Here is a 23,286-nt window from a genome sequence, read left to right as displayed (position 1 = left end):
ACTAGAAAAGGCCAACTCAAATGCTGAGTTGACCTTTTTCTGGTTATTGGTGGTTGTGTTTTTTACCTGAAAGTGTATTTCACTCCAACCCCACCTCTTAGGTAAGTGTGCGAGTGATTGGCAATAACCGGAGCGGCTTCTATTAAAAAGCCAAGATTCCTGGTATTAGAAAACGGTTTAATCAAAACCCCAACTGGAATAGCGACATAGATATCATTATGGTCGTCATGATGCTTGTGATGATGATCTCCTAACAATCCTAAGCCTGCGCCCACATAGGCATTGACTTCACTTTTTCTTACGAAATTATATCCTCCCATTAGTTCTAGACCAATATCGTGGCCTATACCTAGTCTCGCTTCTCCAAAGAATTCTTTGTCAGGGTCTGTTCCTACTGTGATAAAAGTATCAGAAGTCTGGAAATTAAGCCCTACTGAAACTTGCGCTTGCGTGATTGAAATAAAAGCAAATAGACCAAATGCGAGTAAGATTACTTTTTTCATGGTGGTTTAGTTTTTTCTATACCCTAAACCAAGAATGAGCCAAACTTAAGTTTTTACCAATTCCCCTCTTCTCTGGCAATGGATCGATTTTCAGAAGCACTTAAAAAAGAAGCTTCAATCATCTTTAAAACACTGATTGCTTGCTGAATAGTTACTTTGAGAGAAGCTCCACGCAATAAAACATCCGCGATATTATTGTAAAAAATTCTGTAATCTCCAGGAATTGAAGGGTAGGGCTTCGTGCCATCTTTGAGGAATATTTTCCCCCAATTCTCCTCAGGTTCTACTCCCCAAGAATCCCCTGCTGGCTGAACCCCTGCTTTAAAGGCTTGCTCCTGAACATCCATTCCGAATTTCTGGTAGGAGCCATTTTGACCTAAAAGAAGATATTTTGGCGTAGGCGCATTGACTAAAACACCAGCTGTCAACCGAGCTTTAAACCTCCCATAATCCATCGTGATATCGAAATGATCATCAACGATCGCATCGGTCCTTTGCTTTCGGATATCAGCCTGTATACTGTCGGGAGCTCCGAAGGTTATATACACCTGGTCAATCAGGTGAGATCCTAAATCATAAGTGATCCCATTCCCAGCTCCTACTTCTTCACGCCAATTTCCGGACAAATCGGGCCTAAACCTATCGAAATGTGACTCCAGGTAAACCAAGCCCCCTAATGTCTCCTCTTCTACCAATTGCTGAAGAGTCAAAATATCTCCATCAAACCTTCTGTTTTGGAAAGCGGTGCAAATTTTCCCTACTTTCTCAGATAGGACTTTCAATTCCTCAGCTTCCCAAGAATGGATCGTGATAGGCTTGTCTACTACCACATGCTTCCCCGCCAAAAGGCATTGTTTTGCCATCGGAAAATGATGAGTATTTGGGGTGGTAATCACGACCAAATCAACATCACTTTTTTCGAGTAGTTCCTCTAAACTTCTATAAATTGTTACTTCTGGATATTTCTCTTGACTCTTGTTTTGATGACGTTCAACCACAGCTATCAATTCCAAATCTGAACAAACGCTTATCAGAGGCGCATGCATTTTTTCAGCGACAGATCCGTAGCCGACAATTGCTGTTTTGATTGGAGATTTCATAGTGAGTTTAAAGATTCATATCCTGAACTTTGTTTACCAGTTCGATTCTGGAAGAAACATGAAGTTTAGAATGGATATTTTTTCGATGGGTTTCTATTGTTTGAACGCTTAAGCTGAGATCATCTGCGATTTCCTTATTCTGCATTCCATCTTTAATCAACTTAATGATCTGCACTTCCCTTCTGGAAAGTTTAAATTTCTCTCTAAATGCATCGTAAAAAGAACTTTGATTGGCCTGTTGTATTACCCTTTGAAAGTTGGCGATGTGCCTGCCATCATAAACCTCGTGTATGGTATAGACTAATTCGTCAGGATCTGCATCTTTAAGAATAAAAGCATCCGCCCCTTCTTTCATACATTTCTTGTAGATTTTCTCATCATCATACATAGAGAGTACTATGACCTTAATCTTGGGAAAAGCCTTTTTAGAAGATTTTAGGACTCCAAAACCATCTAAAACTGGCATATTCAAATCTGTCAAAATAACATCAGGAAGATCCATTTTGAGCGAATCAATCAGTTCTTTCCCATTCGGGTAAATACCCGTGATGAGTAAGTCGTCATATTCATCCAACAAACTTTCTATTCCTTTAGCGAATAGTTTGTGGTCATCAGCTAAAGCTATTCTGATCATTTAATTGGGTAATTAGGGGGATCACGCTTTTGAAATAATTCAAAAATGAAATTACGCCTTGAATTTTAATTTGGCAACAATAAATGGATAAGTGTTCCTTTTCCTGGTTGAGAAGAAATTTTAAACTCTCCTCCTATCGTCTCCATTCTCTTCTCAAGATTGTACATGCCACTTCCTTGTGACTTGATTGAAGTATCAAACCCTTTCCCATTGTCTTTTATTTCCACTTGCCTCACGCCGTTTTTTTCTAGAATTTTCACACTGATCTCATCAGGTGAGGCATGTTTGATAGAATTATTTAATACTTCCTGGATCACTCGAATAAGAACAAGTTTATGATCTTTAGGCAACTCACCTAAATCTTTTTCTACTTCTAGTTTGGTCTCACAAAACCCTGTCGTTTGGATCTTTTCAAGTTGCTGCTCTATAAAATCCTTTATACTCAAAGTTTCTACCCAGTCTAAATTCAGCGTTTTGGATAGGGCACGGACCTCCGTAATCACTTGATTGATCGTATATCGACCCTCTGCTTGCTTTTCCGGCTTGGAAGAGCCCAGGTAAAGCTTCGCCAGGGAAAGTAACTGACCAATGTTATCATGTAGCTCCCTACCGATATGAGTTAGTGTTTCCTGCTGGATTTCATTTTCTATATTCAGCAAAGTTTTTTCGTGTTCAGATTTGATCTGATCCATTTTTTGGCGGTTCTGCGCCTGTCTTTGTCTATGGATAAAAACCATAGCCACAACAAAAGTGGACATTAAGCCTCCTAAAAATAGGGTGCTGAAAATGATGACGTAAATTTGATCTTCAGTGGGATTCATAAAATGGTTCTTTTTCAAATAGGCCAGGGAATTTTGGAGAAGCAATTGTCAATCCCAAAATAGCTAAATTTATTACTCCCATGACCCAATCAATTTTTAATAGGGAATACAAAAATTGAGGATAGTGGGTATTGAGATACATCATTGAAACTGAGGTTATGTAGGTCAATGAATATGTAAATAGTATAAAAGTCATCTGCCAAAATGAAAGCAATCGAAGTGGGTTGGAGGATAGGTAATTTTCATTAGTCATTAATCCAATAAAATAAAGCCCACTTGATATTAATATCATATTAGCCCCAATGCTAAAAATGATGGGTTGATTTAAATATACGGGCTCAGCACCAGAAAACTGTATGACTTGAGTGATGATAAAAAACGAAATAATAATCCATTTGATATAAATCTTCTTTGATGGATCCAACCAAGATTTAATCAAAAAAAGATAAAGTATTGTTGAGATTTGTTTATTAGCAATGTTGAAAATCCAAATATTATATCTTGGATCTTTTGTGTTCCCTAAGAAAGCATTCGCAGCTTTTCTAAATTCAAAGTTAAATAAAGTATAGGCTCCAAAATTTTCATAGAAAACAGTAAAAGTCAAAATTAAAAAAGGTAACCAATAGAAACTATTGGCCCTTTTTTCTTTCGGAAGCCTAAAAAAGTAGTAAATACCGATCACTAAAATAAGATCAATCGAAATCATATACCAACCCCCAAAGGCCTCCCAGAAATCACCTCTCATAATCAGGTATTAGGCTCTGGATCACAGAATGGAGGACAAATTCTTCCATTATTTTCATAATCTTCCTCGCCTGCGGTCAAGGTAAGTTGGTCTTCTTCCAAATTTGCCGGCCTCATCACAATAGTAAGTGCTCCAGTTAGTTGCTCTACTTCCTTAGGATGATATTTTTGGGCAACTTCCTCAGTATATTCTGTAATGTAAAACTGAATTCCACCCTTTTTTGGGTCTTTATCAGCTTTCTCCAATAAACCTTCCAAAGTCTCTCTGTTGAAAAAAATCCAATTGGTTTGATCTACTTTATCCTTCCCTTTTTTGTCTTTGGCAGGCTTTCCATTTTTGACTTCTTTGTCATACTTTTTTTGCATAGACTTGAAGTCCTCTTTTGAAATTTTCATAGAAAAATGTTTTTCGTTAAGTGATAAATCAATTTCATTCCAAGGATGATCCTGAAAATATACTATAATTTTTCCCTTTAAGTCAATTAAAATTAGGAAGTAGATTTATAGAGGGATCTAAATGCCAAGTTAGTATTAGTAGAATGTTTGGCATTCTTTTTTGATTAAAAGGCTACCTATATGAATTTTTAAAATGGTTCTTTATCAAATATATTTGGAAGGAGGGGAGAAGCAATACTAATAGTTAAAACTGCTAATGTTAATATCCCTAGATAAATACCAATAGATTGCAAGGCACTACCTAATACTGGATTGACTTCATATAGATAAATTAAGGCCACAGAACTTATGTAGCTTAAGGTAAACATGAAGATAATAGCTGTCATTTGCCAGAATGAGGTTAATCTTAACGGATTGCCATTTAGATATGAGGGATGGGTAATCAAGTCAGTAAAATACAAAGCGCCTCCAAACAAGATCATATTTGCACCGATTGCAAAAATGATAGGCTGGTTCAGATAGATAGGTTCAATTCCTGAAAATTGAAGTATCGATGCCGTCACTATAAATAGAAAAATCATCCAATTGATAATTTTTCTTTTGAAAGGTCTCAAATAAGATTTGATCAGCATTAAATAAAGAATAGTGCCTACTTGTCTTTCAGCTATATTAAAAAGCCAGAGATTGAACTGAGGATACTCGGTATTTCCCAAGTATGCGTTTACTGATTTTTTAAATTCATAATTGTAGTTAGTGTAACTGCCCAGATTTCCATAAAAAACGGTGAAGCACAAAATCACAAAAGGAAGCAAAAAGTGAATATTTCGTTTTTTTTCCTTTGGTAATTTAATAAAGATAAATATTCCAATCAGGAGTAACAGGTCAGGTGGAATGGAGTATTGCGGATAGGCAGTAAAAAAGGCTTCTATAAATCTATCGCTCATTTCTCAGGTGGAATTCCATTCCTTTATTTTAAGACACAAAATATGGGATTAAATGTTAAAACAAGATCTTAAAAACTACTTTGAAGTTTAAACTTCCTTTTGGATTGGGAAAATGGTTCTTTGTCAAAAACTCTAGGGAGAAAAGGAGAAATAATAATTAATAGGAGAGTTAACCTGAGTAAAATCCCAAGGATTCTATCAATATGGGCTAAACTCAATGCTGTTTGAGGATTAAACTCATAAATATAGATGCGTGCTACAGAATTTATATAGGTCAGTGCATAGGTAAAAAGTAAAAGGGTCATGATCCAAAATGAATTTAATCGGATTGGTTTGGAATTTAAATATTGTTCATTGCTGATCAATCCTATAAAATAAAGACCACTCCCGATTAAAATCATACTAGCAGCCATGACTGCAATAATGGGCTGATTTAAATATAAGGGTTCAATACCTGTAACTTGTAAAATGAAGGCTACTATAATAAAAAAAAAGATCATCCATGTTAAATATACCTTCTTTGTTGGCTCAATTAATTTTTTTATCAAAAACAAATTAAGTAAAGTTGAGATTTGTTTGTTGGTAATATTGTATATCCAAATGTTATATTTTGGGTTCTCAGTATTGCCTAAAAAGGCATTGACAGCTTTTTTAAATTCAAAGTTGTAATTAGCATAAGCTCCCAAAGCTTCATAAAAAACGGAAAAACCTAAAATCAACAAAGGAAGCCAATAGATACTATTGGCTTTTTTTTCCTTTGGCAATTTTAGAAAGAAATAGACCCCTATGATCAATATGCAATCTATGGTGATTGTATAATAATTACTATAGGCCTCCCAGAATTTACTATCCATTATCAGGAATTGGTAGGCTCGGGATCACAGAATGGAGGACAAATTCTTCCATTATTTTCATAATCTTCTTCGCCTGCGGTCAAGGTAAGTTGGTCTTCTTCCAAATTTGCCGGCCTCATCACAATAGTAAGTGCTCCTGTTAATTGCTCTACTTCCTTAGGATGATATTTTTGGGCAACTTCCTCAGTATATTCTGTAATGTAAAACTGAATTCCACCCTTTTTTGGGTCTTTATCAGCTTTCTCCAATAAACCTTCCAAAGTCTCTCTGTTGAAAAAAATCCAATTGGTTTGATCTACTTTATCTTTCCCTTTTTTGTCTTTGGCAGGCTTCCCTTTTTTGACTTCTTTGTCATACTTTTTTTGCATAGACTTGAAGTCTTCTTTTGAAATTTTCATAGAAAAATGTTTTTCGTTAAGTATAAAATCAATTTCATCATAAGGATGATCCTGAAAATATACTATAATTATTGCCTTTAAGTCAATTTTTTTGAGTGATGTAGGATCAATAGGATAGACAACATACTAGGCGGGTCAGGGTCTTGAGTTTTTGATCAATTGCTCTATCAATAGTTCAATTTAAAAAACGGTTCCTTGTCAAAAACTTTTGATAGATAAGGTGAGGCAATTAACAAAAGTAAAGCTGAGGTATTTATAAGATTGATCACATTTACTACACCTCCCAGACTTGCCCCAAAAGTTGGGTTTACTTGATACAAGTAAAAGAGTGAGACAGTATAGATGTATGTAATAGAATAGTCAAATAATAATAAGGTTGTGGCCCAAAAAGATACTAAGCGAATGGGGTTTGAATTCAGATAATTATCGGTTGTGATCATACCAATAAAATAAAGTCCACAGGCAATCAGGATCATGTTAGCACCGATGGAATAAATGATCGGCTGCTGAAGATACATGAGTTCAACTCCAAAGATTTGCAATAGGAGTGCAAGGAATATAAAAGCATAAATCATCCAGTTGATGTATTTCCTCTTGGAAGGCTCCAACCAAGATTTTACTAAAAACAAATAAAGAACTACCTGGATTTGCCTTCTGGTTATATTATAAAGCCAAAGATTGAATTTGGGGAATTCCGTGTTCCCTAAATAGGCATTAACTGCCTTCTTAAACTCAAAATTGTAATTGGTATAACCTGCGAAATTGTTATATAAAAAGATGAAGCATAAAATTAAAAATGGAAGCCAATAATTGCTATTGGCTCTCATTTCTTTTGGTAATCTAAAGAAAAAATAGACGCCCAGGATTAGAAAAACATCTAAAACAAGAAGATACCAGTGTCCAAAGGCAATCCAAATTTTACTGTCCATGTTTAGGTGTCTGTTGGTTCCGGCTCACAGACAAATGGGCACTCTACCCCATCGTTTTCGTATTCACCTTCTCTTCCGGTTAACTCGACAGCTACCAATTTATTTCCTTTAAGGTTAGCCGCTCGCATGACAAGGGTCATTTGCCCGACATATTTATCTGATCCCTCTGGGTACCGTTCTTTGGCCATTTTTTCAGTGTACTCCGTGAAATAAAATTGGATCCCACCAACATTTGGGTCTTGATCCACTTTTTCCAATAACCCCTCTAATGTCCCTCTATCTATAAAAATCCAATCGGTTTGGTTGTTTTTATCCTTGTCACCTTTGCCTTTGGCAGGCTTACCTTTTTTGACTTCTTTGTCATACTTTTCTTGCATAGACTTGAAGTCCTCTTTTGTAATTTTCATAGAAAAATGCTGTCCGTTAAGTGTGAAATTAATTTCATGGAAAAGATAAGTTATTTTTCACCTACAGAGCAATAAAAAAGGAGCAAGGGATTACCCTGCTCCTTTTAAAGGTCATATTTTAAAGGCTTAAGCTACCTTCTTAGCTTCTTTTAATTCTTCTTGATCAATTTCTCTTTTCATCAAATCAACGACAATTGGAGTAGCGATGTAAACCGATGAGTAAGTACCCACTAGGATACCGATAAATAAGGCAAAAGAGAAGCCTCTCAATACCTCACCACCAAATAATAGTAATACGATAATCACGATCATAGTAGTAAATGAGGTAATCAAAGTCCTTCCTAATGTTTGGTTAATGGCATCGTTGAATGTTTTCACCAATCGGTTAGTTCCTCTATTATCCAGATTCTCTCTAATTCTATCAAATACAATTACAGTATCGTTAATCGAATAACCAATTACGGTCAAGACAGCAGCAATGAACACCTGATCAATTTCAAAGGTCGCTCCAAAGGCACTTGCAATGGCAAATGCAGCAATCACAAATAACGTATCGTGAATCAATGCAATGATAGATGCCAATGAGAATTGCCACTTACGGAATCTGATCAAAATATAAAGGAAGATCGCAATCAAAGCGACAATCATCGCTTCACCTGAAGAAGCTTTAATATCATCTGCCACGGTTGCTCCTACTTTAGAAGATCCAGTAATTGCAAACTCTTGGTTTGTGAGGTCTTCTGCATCCTCCGTAAAAGTAAGTCCTGTCACTGAAGCAATACCTTCTTTTACTTTTGATTCTACTTCTTTATTGGAAGCATCATCATCTTCATTGATCAAATAGGATGTCGTTACTTTCAAAACATTCGTTGCGCCGTATGTTTTAACTTCTACAGAACCATCAAACTCACCGTCTAGGCCAGTTTTCAATTCAGAAGCAGCAACTGGCTCAGCAAAAGCTACAATATAAGATCTACCTCCAGTGAAATCCACACCGAACTTCAAGCCATTAATGGCTGCAACACCTAATCCAAGAACGATGATACTTGTAGAAATCAAGTAAGCAACTTTTCTCTTGCCTAAGAAATCGATGTTCAAAGAACTCAATGCATTCTTTGTGAATGGTGTAGAGAAGTTAATAGAACTCTTATCTCCTTTTTTGCTCATCCAAGAAACAATCACTCTAGTGATGAATACCGAAGAGAAGAAAGAAGAAGCAATACCAATCATCAATACGATTGCAAATCCTTTTACAGGACCTTGACCTAGAGCATATAGAATAGCACCTGTCAAGAAAGTTGTAACATTGGAGTCAAGAATTGCGGAGAAGGCTTTGTTATAACCGGCATTGATAGCTGCCAGAAGGCCTACCCCATTCCTGAGTTCTTCTTTAATCCTTTCAAAAATCAGGACGTTGGCATCAATGGACATACCTATGGTCAGTACAATACCTGCGATACCTGGCAAAGTCAAGGATGACTGAAGCTGAGCTAAAATCCCTAGGATAAAGAAGATGTTGAAAACCAAAGCAGCGATCGCGATCAATCCACCTTTAGCATAATATGCCACCATGAATAGAACAACGATAGCTAAACCAGCTACCATAGAAATCAAACCTTGATTAAGAGCTTCTTTACCTAAGGTTGGACCGATGATACTTTCTTCTACAATTTGAGTTGGAGCAGGAAGAGAACCTGATTTCAGGATGTTAGCCAAATCTTGAGCCTCTTGTAACGTGAAGTTGCCAGAAATTTCGGATTGTCCAGTTGGGATTTCTCCATTTACTACCGGCGCCGTGTAAACATAATCATCCAATACTACGGCGATTCTTCTACCTGTATTGTCAGCCGTCAATTTTCTCCATTTTCTAGCACCTTCTGCATTCATTTGCATAGAAACTGCAGGTCTTGAAGTTTGGTCAAGAACCTGACGAGCATCTGTAACCACATCACCCTCTAATGGCGCTTGGTCAGTACCTCTTGGAGTACTGATTGCATATAGTTCTAATAATTCAGATCCATCTTCAGCGACGGTTGGCTTAACTCCCCAAAGTAATTTCACATCTCTTGGAAGTAGTGCCTTGTATTCGTCTCTCTTCAAGATTCTGTTGATAGTAACCGTATCTTTGATGTCGTAAACCAAGCCATAATTAGCTTTTAGTAAGCTAAAAATTGGTGAAGTGCTGGCATCTGGATTTGTTGGGTCAATCTGATTCAACTGCTCATCCAAGGCATTTCTCAAAGAATCTTCAGGAGATAGGTTCTCTGTAGAAAGAGAGTCTGTTGCAGCAGTTTCTGTGCTTGCAGTATTTTTCTGCTCCGCTAGGTATGCACTATTGATTGCTTCAAGGGAAGCTCCAATTTCATTTATCTCAGTAACTTCCCAAAACTGAAGTTTTGCAACTCCTTGTAATAAGTTTCTTACACGCTCTTGGTTATCTACCCCTGGAAGTTCGATCTGAATTCTTCCTGAACCTTGAATTCTCTGGATATTAGGCTGAGAAGTACCGAATCTATCGATACGAGTTCTTAGGATATTAAAGGAACGCTCAATAGCATTTTCGATTTCAGTATCGATGATATCAAGAATTTCAGAATCAGAAGATTCCAAAGAAATTCTTCCTCTGTTTGCTGCAGTAGCAAAAATGGAACTTAAGTTTTTACCAGAACTATTGGCCTGCCAAGCAGAATAAAACAAGTCAACATACTTCTCATCTGAAGTCTTGGAAGCTTCTCTTGCCTCTTCTACAGACTTGTTGAAAGCTACATCTTTTGGGTTACCAGCAAGTCCTTTCACGATCTCCACTGGAGATACCGCCAAAGTAACATGCATACCACCCTGTAGATCTAGACCAAGACCAAGCTCAGTTTCTTTTACTTCCTGATATGTATAATCAGCACCTAAGAAGTTATAAACAGGCTCTCTCCAAACGGAGTCTAGATAAGCTCTTCTCTGGGCGAAATCTACGTTGCCAGAGGCGTCCGTCGCATAAGCTTCCGCTTTATTCTGGACGTTATTTGATACAAATGTGAATGACAGATAGTACAGACAAAGCGCTGTAACAATCACTGTCAAAAACACAATGACACCTTTATTTTGCATAAGGATTAGATATTAATTGATTTATTATAAATACAGATTGATTACTTCTCTGAGGATCAGAAAGTAAATAGAAAGACGGAATTCTGGGATTAATTAGGGCCCTTTGGTCGATATGATGCGCTCAAACAGGATTTCTGAAAGCTGATTTACCTGCGGAATGACAGCCGTTTCAACATGAAAACCCTGATTTTCTTCAAGATCAATTTGATAGATCAAATGCATAACGGTGTGGGACACATGCACCACAAATGGAATGACTGCATCTACTGCGACATTCAAAAAAGTCTGGTTTTGATTTTGATCCTCTGAATGATCTTGCTGGTGTTCAATAGTATTCTCTGAAATAGTTTCAGGTACATATTCAACACTGGAAATGAAAAGACAGAATAGCAAAGCCAGCACCATGGTAATGCGCTGTTGTAAGATGTTGCTATGTTGACTTCTATTTTTCATTCGGCGCAAATATAGCCATTATTTGAAATAAATAGAAGTCAAGGGACTTTTTTGGAATTTTACAACCTTAAGACCTGGCTCTCAGATAGGTACGGATTACGTCCAAGGCCTTATCAAAGCTTTCATTGTTAGGTACGATAAGGTCTGCCTCATCCTTAAATGGCTCAATATACTTCTCGTAAGTAGGCATTACATGCTTTTCATATCTATATAATACATCATCCAGATCGTAGCCTCTTTCCACCTTATCACGGATGATCCTTCTTTTCAACTTGATGTGGTCTTTCGCATCAATGAAAACCTTCAGATCTAAAAGACTCGCCAATTCTGGGTAATACAAAACAAAAATCCCTTCCACAACTACAACTGGAGCAGCCTTGAATTTTAGCATTTTGGGAGTTTTGGAGGCATTATTAAAAGTGTATTCCTCCCTTTCAACAGATTCCCCTGCTTGAATTTTTCTGATATCAGCTGCATACTCTTCAAAATCTATACTATGAGGAGTATCAAAATTATGAACCCCATGAGCGTCAATGGGCTGCTGATGTCGAGGCTTATAATAGTTGTCCTGAGAAATCAAACACACTTCGTCAGATTCAAAAGTACTAAGCAAGCGTTCCAGAAAAAGAGTTTTCCCTGAAGCAGAACCACCTGTGATCCCGACGATAAATGGTTTTTTCATAAGACAAAGTTAATGTAAAACTCGTTTTGGAAGGAATTTATCTAGTTGCCAAAAAATTTATCAATTGCCTAACAGCTTTACCCCGATGGCTAATCTCATTTTTCTCTTCCATGCTAAGCTGAGCAAAAGTTCTATCAAATCCTGAAGGCAAAAAGATAGGATCATATCCAAACCCTCCTTCCCCAGTTCTCTCCTTTAAAATCTCTCCTTCGGCAACCCCTTCAAATTTGTACTTTTCACCATCAATTAATAGGGCAATTACGGTTTTGAATTTGGCTTTTCTATCAGAGCTATCTCCAAGCTTCTTCAGCAACAAATCCATATTTCTCTGATCACTTCTAGGCTCACCGGCATATCTGCCAGAGTAAACGCCAGGTTCTCCTTCTAAGGCCTCCACTTCCAACCCAGTGTCATCTGCGAAGCAATCTACGCCGTAATGCTCTTTTACATATTCAGCTTTTTGAAAGGCATTATGCTCCAATGTGTCACCAGTTTCAGGGATTTCTTCCTTACAACCAATTTCTTCCAAAGAAAGAATAGAAATATTCGTGTCAACCAAAGCAGCCTGAACTTCAGCTATCTTCTTTTGATTATTTGTAGCAAAGCAAATTTTCATATCCCAAAAATAAGGGTTCAAAATAAAACTCCCTAAGAGTCTGAATGGATTCTAAAAAGGAATAAATATTAATCGCAATCAACTTATGCATTCAGCATAGAAAACAGTAATTTCGTCTCATATTTTTATCAAATCCAGCCATGAAAAAAATCACTGTTTATTGTGGATCTAGAAAAGGAGAAAGCTCAGTTTACGAAGCTGCTGTAAGAGCTTTGGCTCAGGAAATGATTAAAAGAGACCATGAATTGATTTATGGAGCGGGCAGAGTGGGTTTGATGGGCATCATAGCCGATGAAATGTTAAATGCAGGAAAAGAGGTCACTGGCATTATTCCTCAGAAACTTGTTGATAGAGAAGTTGCACATACTGGCTGCACAGAACTAATTGTTGTGGAAACCATGCGGGACAGAAAGTGGCTTATGGCAGAGCAGGGAGATGGTTTTATCGCTATGCCAGGCGGAATAGGGACATTGGAGGAGCTTTTTGAAATTATGACACTTAACCAACTGCATTACATCCAAAAGCCATTGGCACTTTATAATGTCAATGGTTATTATGATAAGCTAATTGACTTTTTGAATCATGCGATGGAGCAAGGCTTTTTATACCCAGAGCAGGAGGAGTTATTAATTGTTTCAGATGACCCGGTGGAAATATTAGATCAAATGGGGCAATACCAGGCAAAAAGACCTTCGGATTGGTAGTTGATTTTAATTCCCTTTTCCACAATTAAGTACCCATAGCAATTTTCTATTCAGGTAAAAAGAAGTGAGAATTGGCTTTCGCCCATCAAACCTTTCACATTTAGCTTAATTTAAAACTATCCTAAAAAGATAATTTGCTATTTTTGCGGTGCAACATGTCAAAAATGATCCAGAAGTTATTCCCACTCGATAAAAATTACATCCTTAGACAAGCTCAATCTGAGCTGGAGGAGGAGTTAATTGATCGAATGATTTTTGAACTTAAGCGCTCCTACACTCTTTTATACAACCCTTTGCGCTTAATGGATCATACTTTTGCCAAGATTTTAGACACCTATGATGTCCCAAGAGAACGAATTAGGTTAATCTATCGACAGCTTTGCGGGATCTACAGGTTTAGACATGGCGACAATCAGTTGGAAATGCTGTTTGACGGCAGAACCCACCTTGACAAATTTAAAGAAGACTGGTCAGCAGCAATGCTCAGATATGTCCAAGATTTAGGAATGCATGAACAATATGTAAAAACCATGTTGCGAATGACACTGCTATTTGATACTGAAAATCGTGCAGAATGGGCCGAAAACCACTGCAAAGCATTTATCAATCAATTCTTTGAACTCAAAGTGATCAAAAGGCATGGTGAACTGAAGCTGAAAGTAGGGTAATCCTAAAAACTTATAAGGAGTAAAAACAAAAGCTCGTTGATCCATTTCAACGAGCTTTTGTTTTTTGGGGTAATCAGCAAACTGCCTACTGAGACTGCTTACTGTTATTTCCCCCATTCCGTATGGAAAATTCCTTCTCTATCAGTTCGCTCGTAAGTATGTGAACCAAAATGATCCCTTTGAGCCTGAATAAGATTTAGCGGAAGCTTAGTAGAAGTATAAGCATCGAAATAGCTTAATGCACTCGAAAGACCCGGGACAGGAATTCCATTTTTTGCTGCAAAGGCTACTACTTCACGAACTGCTGGCAATGTCCCCTGTACTTTGGGTACAAATGAAGGTGATAGCAATAAATTCGGGATAGAATTATCTGCAGTATAGGCTTCGGCGATGTCAGCCAAAAGACCTGCTCGGATAATACATCCAGCTCTCCAGATCTTGGCAATGGTCGACATATCCAAGTCATATCCGTAATCTTTGGAAGCATACATCAACTGATGCAATCCTTGTGCATAAGCAATGATAAAAGAGAAATACAAGGCTTGTTCCGCTTGTTCTATCAATTCCTCCTTTGGTTTATCTTCAACTTCAGGCCTGGAATAAAGAATATCGGCTTGAACACGCTCATCTTTCAAAGCAGAAATCTCACGCATACTCACTGCCATATCAATGGTTGGCACAGGAATACCCAGATCCATTGCGTTTTGAGAAGTCCATTTACCAGTCCCTTTTTGCTTGGCCTTATCCAAAATCATATCCACTAGATCTGCTGAGGTCAAGTCATCTTTTTGAGTGAAAATCTCTGCAGTAATCTCTACTAAGAAAGATTGTAACCTGCCATCATTCCACTTGGAATAGACCTGATGTAATTCTTCATTGGAAAGATCACAGGATTTTTTCAACAAATCATATATCTCAGAAGTCAGCTGCATCATGGCATACTCAATACCATTATGCACCATCTTGACATAATTTCCAGCGGATTTTGGCCCTAAATAAGCGACACAAGGTTCACCCTTATATTTGGCAGAAACCGCCTCAAAAATAGGTTTCACATGCTGGTAGGCAGCTTTATCTCCTCCAGGCATGATACTTGGCCCTTTCCTAGCTCCTTCGGCACCTCCAGATACTCCGGAACCGAAGAAGTGAACCCCTTTTTCCTTAAGATAAGTCTCTCTACGATCGGTATCTGTAAAAAATGAATTTCCTCCATCAATGATAATGTCATCTTTATCCAAATAAGGCAGGAGGCTTTCTATTGCCTGATCTACAATCTTACCTGCAGGAACCAACAACATCACCTTTCTTGGAAGCGTCAATGAGTCTACAAAAGTCTTAATGTCAGTAGAGGCATTCACTCGATCTAAATTACCTCCTTCTTGTTTTAGTGCCTCTACTTTTTCTGCATCCAGATCGTATCCAAATGCCTTAAAATTATTATCGGCAACATTTAAAATAAAATTACGGCCCATCACGCCCAGGCCGACCAAACCAAAATCATATACAGGATTGTCCATCTTCAATTTTTGTTTTTCAATAGATTTTCGAAGCAATTTCTCCGTTCATTTAGCTGAATCGTAAATAAGGTTTAATTTTACGTCCGCTACCCAAAATTAATTATACCGATGACCTTTATCTCATTTTTGGCATAAGTAATCACAAAAAAAGTAAAATAAGGTCTCAAACCTATACTCAAGCGCATGAAAAAAACATTGAACCAGATGCTCATCATTTTTGGAGCTTCTGGAGACTTGACAGCTAGAAAACTGGTTCCAGCCCTTTTTAACCTATATAAAGGAAAGCATTTACCTGACAGCTTTGTTGTTTTAGGAGCCAGTCGTAGTAATATGACGGATGAAAAATTTCGAGAGAAAGTAGTCCAGGAAAGTGAATTCTTACAAGAGGAGATCGGTAAAGAAGATGCTGCATTCATCAAAAATTTTGCAGACAAACTTTATTACCAGGATTTAGGAGATAAATATGATGGCGATTACTCCACTCTTACTAAAAGAATCGAACAACTGAATAGAGAAAATGGCTGTGATGAAAATTACATTTTTTACCTCTCTACTCCACCTAGCCTTTATGAAGCAATCGCTAAAAACCTCAGTGAAGCTGGCTTAACTAAAGAGGAGAATGGATGGAAAAGAATTATCGTAGAAAAACCTTTTGGTTATAGTTTGGCATCTGCCAAAGAACTAAATGATGGTTTGCATAAATATTTCCACGAATCTCAGGTATACCGAATCGATCATTACTTAGGAAAAGAGACCGTACAAAACTTATTGGTTACAAGATTCTCCAACTCCATTTTTGAACCGACATGGAACCGTAGATACATTCATCATGTGGAAATCACGAATGCGGAAACCGTTGGGGTGGAAAAACGAGGTGGATACTATGATAAGTCTGGAGCGCTAAGAGACATGTTCCAGAGTCATTTACTTCAAATTCTTTCATTAATAGTGATGGAGCCTCCAATCAACGCCAGCGCAGAGGAAATCCGGGATGAGAAAGTAAAAGCTCTAAAATCTCTTCGTTTGATGACTGACCCAGATGTTTTGGCTACTCATACGATGAAAGGTCAATATGTGGCTTCCACCATCAAAGGAAAAAAAGTAAAAGGATATAGAGAAGAAGAGGGTGTTGATCCTGATTCTAAGACTGAAACATTTGCTGCCGTAAAATTCTTTGTTGACAACTGGAGATGGAAGGACGTGCCGTTTTATGTAAGAACGGCTAAATACATGCCCACCAAAGTGACAGAAGTAGTTATCCACTTCAAATCTCCGGCCCATGAGGTATTTAAAAGTCAGGATGCCTATCGTAAAGACAACAAATTGATTATTCGTATCCAGCCAGACGAAGGAATTTTAATCAAATTTGGAGTAAAAGTCCCTGGGCTTGGTTTCAATGTAGAGCAAGCCAATCTTGATTTCTATTACTCAGATTTGGACTCTGCCCAAGTGATGGACGCATACGAAAGATTATTGCTGGACGCTATGCAGGGAGATGCGACGCTTTATGCCAGAGCGGATGAAGTGGAAGCTGCCTGGAAATTTGTGGATCCTATTTTGGAATATTGGAGCAATGAGGATGTTCCTACTTATGGATATGCGGCAGGAACCTGGGGGCCAAGAAACTCAGATGAAATGTTCGACGGGCATTTCGGATGGAGGAATCCAGGCAAACTTCTAACAGACGAAACTGGCTTCTGTATCCTTTGATAAAATCTTATCCAAACAAGCAAAAACTACACGATGAATATCACGATTTCAAGCTCCAAAACGGCATTAGCGGAAGAGTTTTCTTATTATCTAAAGGAGCTAGCTGACAAGGGAGAAAAAGTTCATGTTGCCCTTTCAGGGGGAAGCACTCCCAAAGTGATTTTTGATTACATGGCTGAATACCTTGGAAATGAGATTCTTTGGCAGAATATCTATTTCTACTGGGGAGATGAAAGGTGCGTACCCCCAACTGACTCTGAAAGCAATTATAAAATGACGGTAGATCACTTGATTTCAAAAGTGGATATTCCTGAGTCTAATATCTTTCGGGTTTTAGGAGAAGAAGATCCCAGTCTGGAAGCCATTCGCTATGGAAATGTCCTTGATAAGGAACTGCCACAAGTAAATGGAATCCCTCAATTTGACTTAGTCATGTTAGGTATGGGAGATGATGGTCACACAGTTTCTATTTTCCCAAATTCAATTGAGCTTTGGGATGCTGAAGAAAACTGCGTTGTGGCAACTCATCCTGATTCGGGGCAAAAGCGAGTGACTATTACAGGAAAAATCGTAAACAATGCCAAAGAAGTAGCTTTCTTGGTGACTGGAGTAAATAAAGCGGAAAAAGTGCGGGAGATTGTAATGGAAGAAGGCGATTTTGCCAAATACCCAGCCCATCTGGTCCAGCCAAGTTCTGAAAACTTAACCTGGTACCTGGATGAAGATGCTGCCGAGAAACTCGGTTGATATAAAAACAAAAATGCCCGATGATCATCGGGCATTTTTATTTAATAAAGCTTTTCACTTTTTACATATTATCGAATAATCCACCCAAACCTTGGGCAGGCTTGATATTCAAATGCTTGTAAGCCATTTCTGTAGCCATTCTACCTCTTGCCGTTCTTTTCAGGTAACCTTCCTGAATTAAAAATGGCTCGTAGACCTCTTCTATTGTTTCTGCTTCTTCCCCACAGGCGGTGGCAATTGTGCTCAGCCCAACAGGGCCTCCTTTAAATTTATCTATAATGGTCAATAGAATTCTATTATCCATTTCATCAAGCCCATGTTCATCCACATCCAAGGCATCCAGAGCCATTTTTGCAATAGCCAAGGTGACAGTTCCATCGCCTTTGACCTCAGCAAAATCACGGGTTCTTCGAAGTAGCATATTGGAAATTCTAGGTGTCCCCCTACTTCTTCTCGCTATTTCATAAGCCGCTACCTCCTCAATGGGTGTTTGTAAAATCCCAGCCGATCGGCATACGATATCTGTTAATAATTTAGCATCATAATATTCCAACCTGGAATTGATCCCAAACCTTGCACGAAGTGGAGAAGTCAAAAGTCCAGACCGTGTGGTAGCTCCAATCAAAGTAAATGGACTAAGAGAAATCTGAACGGAACGGGCATTGGGACCGGAATCAAGCATGATATCGATCCTAAAATCCTCCATGGCAGAATAAAGATATTCCTCCACGATAGGATTTAGTCTGTGAATCTCATCAATAAAAAGAACATCACCTTCTTCTAAATTTGTAAGCAAACCAGCCAAATCAGAAGGTTTGTCAAGGACGGGACCCGAAGTAATTTTGATACCGGATTGAAGTTCGTTTGCAATAATATGGCTTAGGGTAGTTTTACCTAGTCCGGGAGGTCCATGAAGTAATACATGATCCAATGGCTCACTTCGTTTCTTAGCAGCGAGCACAAAAACTCGTAAATTCTCGATGATTTTAAACTGTCCTGTAAAGTCTTCGAAACTCAAAGGACGCAATGCCTTTTCGTATTCTTTGTCTTTCGAACTCAGGTGTTCATCGTCCCCTTTTAGATAATCTTCTCTCATACCAATTGCTTACACCTACAAAGATAAAAAAATACCCATGCGGGAATTGGGAATTTTGATCCATCAGTAAAACTCCTGAAACTAGGAAATAACTCTTAACTTCGCAGCGAAATTCAGATTGGTATGCGTCAAAATACTCGAAAAAACATTATTTATTCTCTTGTCTTACTGGCGATGGTACTCCTGGTCTATACTTGGAGGAATCAAAATAATAGTGAGACTGAAGAAAGTAGAGAACCTCAGTCCTCCGGAAAGATTACCCTATCCGGAAAAACGATGGGCACGACTTATAACATTACCTATTTAGATGAAGAAGGTAGGGATTTCCAACCTTCAATTGATTCTGTTTTGGTCGTTTTTAACCAAAGCTTATCCACTTATATAGAAGATTCTGAATTATCTCGATTTAATAATTCAGACACTTTAGACTTTGAACTTCCTTATTTTCCTGAAGTCTTGAATGCCAGTAAAGATATTTTCACCAAAACTTCAGGAGCTTTTGATCCAACTGTAGGTCCACTTGTCAATATCTGGGGATTTGGCCCCACTGGACCTGAACTCAAAGACAGCGTAGATATTCAAAACTTATTGAAGCTTGTGGGTTTTGAAAAAATAGATTTTGATGCCAACCAGGTTAGAAAAAAAGTTCAGGGGATTTATCTGGATTTTAGTTCGATTGCCAAAGGTTATGGAGTAGATGTAGTTTCAGATCTTTTGAAACAAAAAGGAATTGACAATTACTTGATTGAAATCGGTGGAGAGCTTGTTGCTAGAGGGCTTAATGAAAGTGGTGAATTATGGAAAGTGGGAGTCAATAGACCCGAAGAATCTGCAAACTCTGCGGATCTTTATAGTATCATCGCACTGCAGGATCAGGGAATGGCAACTTCAGGAAATTACAGGAACTTTTATGTGAGAGATTCAGTGAAAATTTCTCATACCATCAACCCAAAGACAGGGTACCCTGTGGCCCAGAACTTATTAAGCGCGACTGTGGTGGCAAATGACTGCATGACGGCAGATGCCTATGCTACTGCTTTAATGGTTATGGGAACAGATAAAGCGATTGCTTTGGACTCCGCTTTGGATGAAATTAAGGTTTTCCTAATTTATAGCGATGAGAAGGGGGATTATAAAACTTATGCGAGTGAGGAGCTAAAGCCTTACCTTTCTTTTGTTCAAGAATAAAGCCTTTACAATCAAGATTTTGCTAGAGTTTCAAAACATAAATGCAACATTATTGAATTTTATTACCTTTGCCACGGTTATACAACGAGTTTCCATTTAAAGGGGATCCAAATTAATTCATGGCCTTAAATTTCCTTCTTTTATTCCTTACTGCCTTAGGCGCTGGTTCTTTGGTTTTTGTAGCTCCTAAATTTCGGGATAAGTACTTTAAACTGGTGCTCGTTTTTGCAGGATCTTACCTGTTTTCAATTACCATTTTACACATTTTACCTGAGCTTTTCCATAGTGGATTTGAGGGAGGTAAAATGGGTCTTTTTATCTTAATAGGATTTCTACTTCAGCAATTACTTGAGTTTTATCCAGCGGTGTAGAGCATGGGCATATCCATCATCACCACAAAGAGTCTTCGACTGGAGTGTTTACTATTATGCTTGGATTGTTTATTCATGCATTCTTGGAAGGCACTCTTTTATCTCATGGCAGCTTGATTGGTAACAGCTCTGAAGCTTTAGGCCATGTACATAATAGCAAAACCGTACTTTTTGGTGTCATCATGCATAAAGGTCCAGCTGCATTTGCATTGGCAGCAGTATTGAGCAGTACTTTATCCAAGAAATGGTCCTTGATCTTGCTGACTCTTTTTGCTTTGGCATCCCCATTAGGAATGTTTTCCAGTGCCTATTTATTCCAAAATGGTTTCTTGGAAACCCAAGGTGCCGGAATGTTATTTGGTTTAGTGGCAGGAGGCTTCTTGCATATCTCCACTACGATCTTCTTTGAAAGCAGCCCACACCATAAATTTAATTGGAACAAATTAATCGTCAGCTTTCTTGCTGCAGGCTTGGCTATATTATCAGAATTTTTCTTCTAAAGCGTTCGATTTCCCAGATACAGGCTCGGAAATATTTGGGGATTTTTTAAGCATTCGGAATAATATCAGGTAATGTGCTGTAATTACCTTAATTTTTTATTAATTCATGGAAAAGGAGTTGCTTTTAGGCATTATCTCCCATTACTTTTAGTACTGATTAATAAACAAACCCCAAATAGCATGGCGCAGGATCCGGGCAAAATGAAAGCCTACTGGAAAAAGAATCTCAAAACTCTGTTTTTTTTACTGTTAGTATGGTTTGTTGTTTCCTTTGGTTTTGGAATATTATTGGTTGAAGAACTCAATACGATCAGATTAGGAGGGTACAAGTTAGGTTTCTGGTTTGCCCAACAGGGCTCTATCTATGCTTTTGTTGTTTTAATTTTTATTTATGTCTATCGCATGAATAAGCTAGATAAAGAATTTGACGTCGACGAGGAATAAATCAATCACCCAAAATCACCTGAATTAATGGAAATTTTAACCTGGACTTATCTTCTCGTAGGATTATCTTTTGCCCTATATATAGGTATAGCTATCTGGTCAAGAGCAGGCTCCACCAAAGAATTTTATGTTGCAGGGGGCGGAGTTTCCCCTCTTGCCAATGGAATGGCTACCGCTGCTGACTGGATGTCTGCAGCCTCTTTTATCTCCATGGCCGGGATCATTTCCTTCGCAGGTTATGATGGCTCAGTTTACTTGATGGGATGGACTGGAGGATATGTACTCCTTGCACTCCTTTTGGCTCCTTACCTAAGAAAATTCGGGAAATTTACCGTCCCTGATTTCGTCGGAGATAGATACTACTCCAAAACTGCAAAGGTGGTGGCTGTCATTTGTGCCTTATTTATCTCATTCACTTATGTGGCAGGGCAAATGCGTGGTGTCGGCATCGTATTTTCTAGATACTTGGAAGTTCCTATCGAATGGGGAGTGGTGATAGGAATGTGTATCGTGTTTTTCTATGCGGTTTTAGGAGGCATGAAAGGAATTACTTATACCCAAGTAGCGCAGTATTGTGTATTGATTTTTGCTTACATGGTTCCGGCAATCTTCGTTTCCATGCAGCTAACGGGTAATCCAATCCCTCAATTAGGTTTAGGAGGGGCTGTTGCTGATGGAACACCGCTTTTGGACAAATTAGATGGAGTATTGACCGAACTTGGATTCGCGGCTTATACCTCCGGTAGAAAAAGCATTACTGACATGTTTATGATCACTTTGGCCTTAATGGTTGGAACTGCCGGTTTACCCCATGTGATTGTGAGATTTTTCACCGTACCCAGAGTTAAAGATGCAAGATTATCAGCAGGCTATGCTTTGGTTTTTATTGCCATCCTCTATACTACGGCTCCTGCCATTGCAGCCTTTGGGATATTCAACACGATAGAAAGCACCTCAGAAAAAAACATATCAGAACTCCCTGCATGGGTTTCTACCTGGCAAAAAACCAACTTGATTTCAGTAGACGATAAAAATGGAGACGGAAAAGTCCAATATGTAGCAGATTCTGATGCCAATGAGCTAAGCATCGATCGTGATATCATGGTTTTGGCGAGTCCAGAGATTGCCGAGTTACCCAATTGGGTGGTAGGACTTGTTGCTGCAGGTGCGATGGCTGCTGCACTTTCCACGGCAGCGGGTTTACTCTTGGTTATTTCTACTTCAGTATCCAGAGACTTATTTAAAACCTTCCGACCAGAAATTTCAGAGAAAAAAGAACTAAGAATAGCAAGAATCGCTGCTGCTGGAGCAGTTGTATTAGCAGGATATTTTGGTGTCAACCCTCCAGGATTTGTCGCTCAGGTAGTGGCTTTCGCTTTTGGGCTGGCAGCAGCCTCTTTCTTCCCGGTAATTATCATGGGAATTTTCTCTTCCAGAATAAATAAAGAGGGGGCAATCGCAGGAATGCTTTCGGGATTAATATTCACCCTTGCTTACATCATTTATTTTAAATTCATCTCTCCCGAATTTAATACGAGTGACCATTGGTGGTTTGGGGTTTCTCCAGAAGGGATTGGCTCCATCGGGATGTTGATCAACTTCGTGGTCTGTGTGCTCGTTTCAAGAGTAACACCAGCACCTCCACAGGACGTTCAGGATATGATTCAAGAAATTCGAATTCCAAGAGGAGCAGGAAAAGCAGTAGATCATTAATTGTAACTTAGTGCAACAGTAAAAATTAGATTATCGATAACCCAA

At 38.4% G+C, this 23,286-nt stretch carries 25 protein-coding genes; 9 read left to right on the top strand and 16 right to left on the bottom strand.

Going from position 1 to position 23,286, the window contains the following annotated elements; translation table 11 throughout:
• Window positions 1–62 precede the first annotated feature (62 nt).
• The 14 genes from ALPR1_RS02985 to ALPR1_RS02915 form a co-directional block, all read right to left on the bottom strand.
• The gene (locus ALPR1_RS02985; protein ID WP_008198319.1) at window positions 63–503 is read right to left on the bottom strand and encodes a hypothetical protein; all 441 of its coding nucleotides are present in this window, start codon (window positions 501–503) and stop codon (window positions 63–65) included.
• A 53-nt stretch (window positions 504–556) separates the two neighbouring features.
• Complete coding sequence (locus tag ALPR1_RS02980; RefSeq protein ID WP_008198318.1) at window positions 557–1,603, bottom strand: Gfo/Idh/MocA family oxidoreductase; 1,047 nt, start codon at window positions 1,601–1,603, stop codon at window positions 557–559.
• Between the two features lie 7 nt (window positions 1,604–1,610).
• Window positions 1,611–2,237, bottom strand: coding sequence for a response regulator (locus ALPR1_RS02975; RefSeq protein WP_008198316.1), 627 nt, complete (start codon window positions 2,235–2,237; stop codon window positions 1,611–1,613).
• Between the two features lie 65 nt (window positions 2,238–2,302).
• Window positions 2,303–3,058: a sensor histidine kinase gene (locus tag ALPR1_RS02970; RefSeq protein WP_008198314.1), complete on the bottom strand. Its 756-nt coding sequence runs from the start codon at window positions 3,056–3,058 to the stop codon at window positions 2,303–2,305.
• Between the two features lie 747 nt (window positions 3,059–3,805).
• A complete protein-coding gene (locus tag ALPR1_RS02960) occupies window positions 3,806–4,198 on the bottom strand; it encodes a hypothetical protein (protein ID WP_008198311.1) in 393 nt (130 codons plus the stop codon).
• 188 nt (window positions 4,199–4,386) lie between these two features.
• Window positions 4,387–5,142 carry a hypothetical protein gene (locus tag ALPR1_RS02955; protein WP_008198309.1) on the bottom strand — a complete coding sequence of 252 codons (756 nt, stop codon included), beginning with the start codon at window positions 5,140–5,142 and terminating at the stop codon, window positions 4,387–4,389.
• A 68-nt stretch (window positions 5,143–5,210) separates the two neighbouring features.
• Entirely contained in the window at window positions 5,211–5,996 is a 786-nt protein-coding gene (locus ALPR1_RS02950; protein ID WP_008198308.1) for a hypothetical protein, read from the bottom strand.
• Window positions 5,997–5,998: 2 nt separating this feature from the next.
• The gene (locus ALPR1_RS02945) at window positions 5,999–6,394 is read right to left on the bottom strand and encodes a hypothetical protein (protein WP_008198307.1); all 396 of its coding nucleotides are present in this window, start codon (window positions 6,392–6,394) and stop codon (window positions 5,999–6,001) included.
• 167 nt (window positions 6,395–6,561) lie between these two features.
• Window positions 6,562–7,323 carry a hypothetical protein gene (locus ALPR1_RS02940; RefSeq protein ID WP_040302501.1) on the bottom strand — a complete coding sequence of 254 codons (762 nt, stop codon included), beginning with the start codon at window positions 7,321–7,323 and terminating at the stop codon, window positions 6,562–6,564.
• A 2-nt stretch (window positions 7,324–7,325) separates the two neighbouring features.
• Window positions 7,326–7,730 (bottom strand): hypothetical protein, encoded by a 405-nt coding sequence (locus ALPR1_RS02935; protein ID WP_008198303.1) that lies wholly within the window; start codon window positions 7,728–7,730, stop codon window positions 7,326–7,328.
• 126 nt (window positions 7,731–7,856) lie between these two features.
• Window positions 7,857–10,832 carry a protein translocase subunit SecDF gene (gene secDF / locus ALPR1_RS02930; RefSeq protein WP_008198302.1) on the bottom strand — a complete coding sequence of 992 codons (2,976 nt, stop codon included), beginning with the start codon at window positions 10,830–10,832 and terminating at the stop codon, window positions 7,857–7,859.
• Between the two features lie 93 nt (window positions 10,833–10,925).
• Window positions 10,926–11,285, bottom strand: a complete 360-nt coding sequence (locus tag ALPR1_RS02925; protein WP_050776360.1) for a hypothetical protein — start codon at window positions 11,283–11,285, stop codon at window positions 10,926–10,928.
• A 67-nt stretch (window positions 11,286–11,352) separates the two neighbouring features.
• Window positions 11,353–11,967, bottom strand: a complete 615-nt coding sequence (gene udk / locus ALPR1_RS02920) for a uridine kinase (RefSeq protein ID WP_008198300.1) — start codon at window positions 11,965–11,967, stop codon at window positions 11,353–11,355.
• Window positions 11,968–12,004: 37 nt separating this feature from the next.
• Window positions 12,005–12,583: a non-canonical purine NTP diphosphatase gene (locus ALPR1_RS02915; protein ID WP_008198299.1), complete on the bottom strand. Its 579-nt coding sequence runs from the start codon at window positions 12,581–12,583 to the stop codon at window positions 12,005–12,007.
• A gap of 140 nt (window positions 12,584–12,723) precedes the next feature.
• Here ALPR1_RS02915 and ALPR1_RS02910 point away from each other — a divergent pair, with 140 nt between their 5' ends.
• Together ALPR1_RS02910 and ALPR1_RS02905 are read left to right on the top strand one after the other, a co-directional pair.
• Complete coding sequence (locus tag ALPR1_RS02910; protein WP_008198298.1) at window positions 12,724–13,287, top strand: LOG family protein; 564 nt, start codon at window positions 12,724–12,726, stop codon at window positions 13,285–13,287.
• 164 nt (window positions 13,288–13,451) lie between these two features.
• Window positions 13,452–13,955 carry a hypothetical protein gene (locus ALPR1_RS02905; protein WP_040303169.1) on the top strand — a complete coding sequence of 168 codons (504 nt, stop codon included), beginning with the start codon at window positions 13,452–13,454 and terminating at the stop codon, window positions 13,953–13,955.
• 104 nt (window positions 13,956–14,059) lie between these two features.
• Here ALPR1_RS02905 and gndA read toward each other — a convergent pair whose 3' ends face one another.
• The gene (gene gndA, locus ALPR1_RS02900; protein WP_008198296.1) at window positions 14,060–15,472 is read right to left on the bottom strand and encodes an NADP-dependent phosphogluconate dehydrogenase; all 1,413 of its coding nucleotides are present in this window, start codon (window positions 15,470–15,472) and stop codon (window positions 14,060–14,062) included.
• Window positions 15,473–15,655: 183 nt separating this feature from the next.
• Here gndA and zwf point away from each other — a divergent pair, with 183 nt between their 5' ends.
• Together zwf and pgl are read left to right on the top strand one after the other, a co-directional pair.
• Window positions 15,656–17,182: a glucose-6-phosphate dehydrogenase gene (gene zwf / locus ALPR1_RS02895; RefSeq protein WP_040302498.1), complete on the top strand. Its 1,527-nt coding sequence runs from the start codon at window positions 15,656–15,658 to the stop codon at window positions 17,180–17,182.
• A gap of 33 nt (window positions 17,183–17,215) precedes the next feature.
• On the top strand, window positions 17,216–17,929 hold the full coding sequence (pgl, locus tag ALPR1_RS02890) for a 6-phosphogluconolactonase (protein WP_008198293.1): 714 nt from the start codon (window positions 17,216–17,218) through the stop codon (window positions 17,927–17,929).
• Between the two features lie 61 nt (window positions 17,930–17,990).
• Here the strand turns inward: pgl and ruvB are convergent, their stop codons facing one another.
• Window positions 17,991–19,025: a Holliday junction branch migration DNA helicase RuvB gene (ruvB, locus tag ALPR1_RS02885; RefSeq protein ID WP_008198291.1), complete on the bottom strand. Its 1,035-nt coding sequence runs from the start codon at window positions 19,023–19,025 to the stop codon at window positions 17,991–17,993.
• A 123-nt stretch (window positions 19,026–19,148) separates the two neighbouring features.
• Between ruvB and ALPR1_RS02880 the strand changes: the two genes are divergently transcribed.
• From ALPR1_RS02880 to ALPR1_RS02865, 5 genes are all read left to right on the top strand, one after another.
• Window positions 19,149–20,213 carry an FAD:protein FMN transferase gene (locus tag ALPR1_RS02880; protein WP_008198289.1) on the top strand — a complete coding sequence of 355 codons (1,065 nt, stop codon included), beginning with the start codon at window positions 19,149–19,151 and terminating at the stop codon, window positions 20,211–20,213.
• A gap of 119 nt (window positions 20,214–20,332) precedes the next feature.
• The gene (locus tag ALPR1_RS21060) at window positions 20,333–20,584 is read left to right on the top strand and encodes a hypothetical protein (protein ID WP_316929467.1); all 252 of its coding nucleotides are present in this window, start codon (window positions 20,333–20,335) and stop codon (window positions 20,582–20,584) included.
• A gap of 56 nt (window positions 20,585–20,640) precedes the next feature.
• Complete coding sequence (locus tag ALPR1_RS21055; RefSeq protein ID WP_316929466.1) at window positions 20,641–21,084, top strand: ZIP family transporter; 444 nt, start codon at window positions 20,641–20,643, stop codon at window positions 21,082–21,084.
• Between the two features lie 180 nt (window positions 21,085–21,264).
• Window positions 21,265–21,528, top strand: a complete 264-nt coding sequence (locus ALPR1_RS02870) for a DUF4212 domain-containing protein (protein WP_008198287.1) — start codon at window positions 21,265–21,267, stop codon at window positions 21,526–21,528.
• Between the two features lie 27 nt (window positions 21,529–21,555).
• A complete protein-coding gene (locus ALPR1_RS02865; RefSeq protein WP_008198285.1) occupies window positions 21,556–23,241 on the top strand; it encodes a sodium:solute symporter family protein in 1,686 nt (561 codons plus the stop codon).
• Window positions 23,242–23,286 lie beyond the last annotated feature (45 nt).

Origin of the sequence: Algoriphagus machipongonensis (genome assembly GCF_000166275.1) — a bacterium.
GTDB lineage: Bacteria > Bacteroidota > Bacteroidia > Cytophagales > Cyclobacteriaceae > Algoriphagus > Algoriphagus machipongonensis.
Note: the sequence above shows the minus strand (reverse complement) of the source record. Positions and strands in the feature narration are given on the sequence as shown.

Bases quoted from the DNA above. Each gene is read 5' to 3' on its own strand.
- ALPR1_RS02865 (WP_008198285.1), top strand. From the start codon at position 21,556: ATGGAAATTTTAACCTGGACTTATCTTCTCGTAGGATTATCTTTTGCC.
- ruvB (WP_008198291.1), bottom strand. From the start codon at position 19,025: ATGAGAGAAGATTATCTAAAAGGGGACGATGAACACCTGAGTTCGAAA.
- ALPR1_RS02975 (WP_008198316.1), bottom strand. From the start codon at position 2,237: ATGATCAGAATAGCTTTAGCTGATGACCACAAACTATTCGCTAAAGGA.
- ALPR1_RS02915 (WP_008198299.1), bottom strand. From the start codon at position 12,583: ATGAAAATTTGCTTTGCTACAAATAATCAAAAGAAGATAGCTGAAGTT.
- secDF (WP_008198302.1), bottom strand. From the start codon at position 10,832: ATGCAAAATAAAGGTGTCATTGTGTTTTTGACAGTGATTGTTACAGCG.
- ALPR1_RS02905 (WP_040303169.1), top strand. From the start codon at position 13,452: ATGATCCAGAAGTTATTCCCACTCGATAAAAATTACATCCTTAGACAA.
- zwf (WP_040302498.1), top strand. From the start codon at position 15,656: ATGAAAAAAACATTGAACCAGATGCTCATCATTTTTGGAGCTTCTGGA.
- ALPR1_RS02970 (WP_008198314.1), bottom strand. From the start codon at position 3,058: ATGAATCCCACTGAAGATCAAATTTACGTCATCATTTTCAGCACCCTA.
- ALPR1_RS02935 (WP_008198303.1), bottom strand. From the start codon at position 7,730: ATGAAAATTACAAAAGAGGACTTCAAGTCTATGCAAGAAAAGTATGAC.
- ALPR1_RS02940 (WP_040302501.1), bottom strand. From the start codon at position 7,323: ATGGACAGTAAAATTTGGATTGCCTTTGGACACTGGTATCTTCTTGTT.
- ALPR1_RS02870 (WP_008198287.1), top strand. From the start codon at position 21,265: ATGGCGCAGGATCCGGGCAAAATGAAAGCCTACTGGAAAAAGAATCTC.
- udk (WP_008198300.1), bottom strand. From the start codon at position 11,967: ATGAAAAAACCATTTATCGTCGGGATCACAGGTGGTTCTGCTTCAGGG.
- ALPR1_RS02980 (WP_008198318.1), bottom strand. From the start codon at position 1,603: ATGAAATCTCCAATCAAAACAGCAATTGTCGGCTACGGATCTGTCGCT.
- ALPR1_RS02985 (WP_008198319.1), bottom strand. From the start codon at position 503: ATGAAAAAAGTAATCTTACTCGCATTTGGTCTATTTGCTTTTATTTCA.
- pgl (WP_008198293.1), top strand. From the start codon at position 17,216: ATGAATATCACGATTTCAAGCTCCAAAACGGCATTAGCGGAAGAGTTT.
- ALPR1_RS02925 (WP_050776360.1), bottom strand. From the start codon at position 11,285: ATGAAAAATAGAAGTCAACATAGCAACATCTTACAACAGCGCATTACC.
- ALPR1_RS02880 (WP_008198289.1), top strand. From the start codon at position 19,149: ATGCGTCAAAATACTCGAAAAAACATTATTTATTCTCTTGTCTTACTG.
- ALPR1_RS21060 (WP_316929467.1), top strand. From the start codon at position 20,333: ATGGCCTTAAATTTCCTTCTTTTATTCCTTACTGCCTTAGGCGCTGGT.
- gndA (WP_008198296.1), bottom strand. From the start codon at position 15,472: ATGGACAATCCTGTATATGATTTTGGTTTGGTCGGCCTGGGCGTGATG.
- ALPR1_RS02960 (WP_008198311.1), bottom strand. From the start codon at position 4,198: ATGAAAATTTCAAAAGAGGACTTCAAGTCTATGCAAAAAAAGTATGAC.
- ALPR1_RS02955 (WP_008198309.1), bottom strand. From the start codon at position 5,142: ATGAGCGATAGATTTATAGAAGCCTTTTTTACTGCCTATCCGCAATAC.
- ALPR1_RS02950 (WP_008198308.1), bottom strand. From the start codon at position 5,996: ATGGATAGTAAATTCTGGGAGGCCTATAGTAATTATTATACAATCACC.
- ALPR1_RS21055 (WP_316929466.1), top strand. From the start codon at position 20,641: ATGCTTGGATTGTTTATTCATGCATTCTTGGAAGGCACTCTTTTATCT.
- ALPR1_RS02945 (WP_008198307.1), bottom strand. From the start codon at position 6,394: ATGAAAATTTCAAAAGAAGACTTCAAGTCTATGCAAAAAAAGTATGAC.
- ALPR1_RS02910 (WP_008198298.1), top strand. From the start codon at position 12,724: ATGAAAAAAATCACTGTTTATTGTGGATCTAGAAAAGGAGAAAGCTCA.